This window comes from Pseudomonas sp. 8AS, assembly GCF_902506505.1.
Classification (GTDB): Bacteria; Pseudomonadota; Gammaproteobacteria; order Pseudomonadales; family Pseudomonadaceae; genus Aquipseudomonas.
In genome coordinates, this window is record NZ_LR733412.1 from 1 (window position 1) to 1,572 (window position 1,572).

The following is a 1,572-nucleotide window of genomic DNA, read 5'->3' on the forward strand; positions in this document are numbered from 1 at the left end:
GGCCTATTCCGTTGAAAAACTCGCCTCGCAATTGAGCGCCGTTCGACCTGGCGCCAGGTTGCTCTGGGCGAGTAGTGATTTCTCAGGATATCGATCTGGATTTCTGAAGGCGAAAGCCCCTGTTTCGATCAAATCACCAGGCCATTTACCCCTTTCTGCATTTTCGGCATCAGCCACAGAGCCATTCGCCTCAAATTCTGGGCAGTGGCGGCCAGTAAGAACTCATCCTGCGCCCCACTCAAACCACGCAATCGGAGTCGATCCAGCCGAAGGATTCGCTTGAGGTGGGCGAATAACATTTCCACTTTCTTGCGATCCTTGCGCGACTGGAGGTACTCCGGTGTTGTGGCGACTTGGCGCGCGACATCTCGGGCCGCCTCGTTGAGATGGCGGGCTATTTTTCGAGTCGGAGTATTCGGGCAGCAGCGGGTCTTCAGTTCACAGCCCATGCAGTCGTAGATGCTGCTGCGATAAATCAGTGTGTCAGCGGCAGTCGCTCGCCCGGTTGTGCAGAGTGATTTGCCGTTGGGGCAGCGGTATTCATTAGCTTCGGCGTTCCACTCGAAGTCCCAGCGACTCAGCGTATCGTCCTGGCGCTGGCTCTTGTCCCAGACAGGTACATGCGGCTCGATGGCCTTTTCCTCAACCATCCAGCCAAGCATCTCGCCGGTACCGTAGGCGGTGTCGCCAATCAGTCGCTCGGGCTTGAGACCGAAGCGCTCCTCGACCCGCTCGACCATGGTCTTGGTCGAGTTCACTTCCTCGATCCGATTTGCTCGGGTGGCCTCCACGTCGACGATGACGCCAGCTTCGATGTCGATCAGATAGTTGGTCGAGTAGGCGTAAAACGCTGGGCCTCCTGGAGCAGCTGTCCACTGGGATCCTGGATCCGTGAGGGAAATATTCTTCGGGACTTTGCGCTCTGGATCAGCTTCATCAAGAGCGTCCAAATACTCACGCACTGGGCGGCTGATCGAGGTGTTTGACCAGTCCGCCTCGGTGCCCGGCACACCGCGCTGCCGATTAGCATCGGCCTTGATCACGCTGGCATCAACGGCGAATCCTTCACCACCGACCAGGCGTTCGCTGATGCAGCGCGCCAACACTTTCTCGAATACGAAACGCAGGGTGTCGTTGTCGCGGAAGCGCCCATGGCGGTTCTTCGAGAAGGTTGAGTGATCGGGTACTGGATCTTCCAGGCCAAGGCGGCAGAACCAGCGATAAGCCAGGTTCAGATGCACCTCTTCACACAGGCGACGCTCCGAGCGAATGCCGAAGCAGTAGCCCACGACCAGCATGCGAATGATCAGGGCCGGATCAATCGAGGGCCGGCCTGTGTGGCTGTAATGCGGAGCCAAGTGCTGATGCAGTTCGCTCAGGTCGAGGAACTGATCGATGCCACGCAACAGGTGATTGGCCGGGACGTGATCGTCCAGATTGAACGTGTAGAACAGAGGGGCCTGAGCGGCCTGCTGACGTCCCATCATCGTGGAGAACTCCACTGCGCTGATGGAGGTTTAGTGAACCAGCTTCGGCCAGCTCACTCAACCGAGTTTTTCAACGGAATAGGCC

At 57.9% G+C, this 1,572-nt stretch carries 1 protein-coding gene; it reads right to left on the reverse strand.

All coding sequences use genetic code 11. The annotated features are described in order from the left end of the window. Nucleotides 1–128: 128 nt before the first annotated feature. Nucleotides 129–1,487: a transposase gene (locus tag GV001_RS19995; protein WP_160083499.1), complete on the reverse strand. Its 1,359-nt coding sequence runs from the start codon at nucleotides 1,485–1,487 to the stop codon at nucleotides 129–131. Between the last annotated feature and the right edge of the window lie 85 nt (nucleotides 1,488–1,572).

Coding starts and splice junctions, on each gene's coding strand:
- GV001_RS19995 (WP_160083499.1), bottom strand. CDS start 1,487: ATGATGGGACGTCAGCAGGCCGCTCAGGCCCCTCTGTTCTACACGTTC.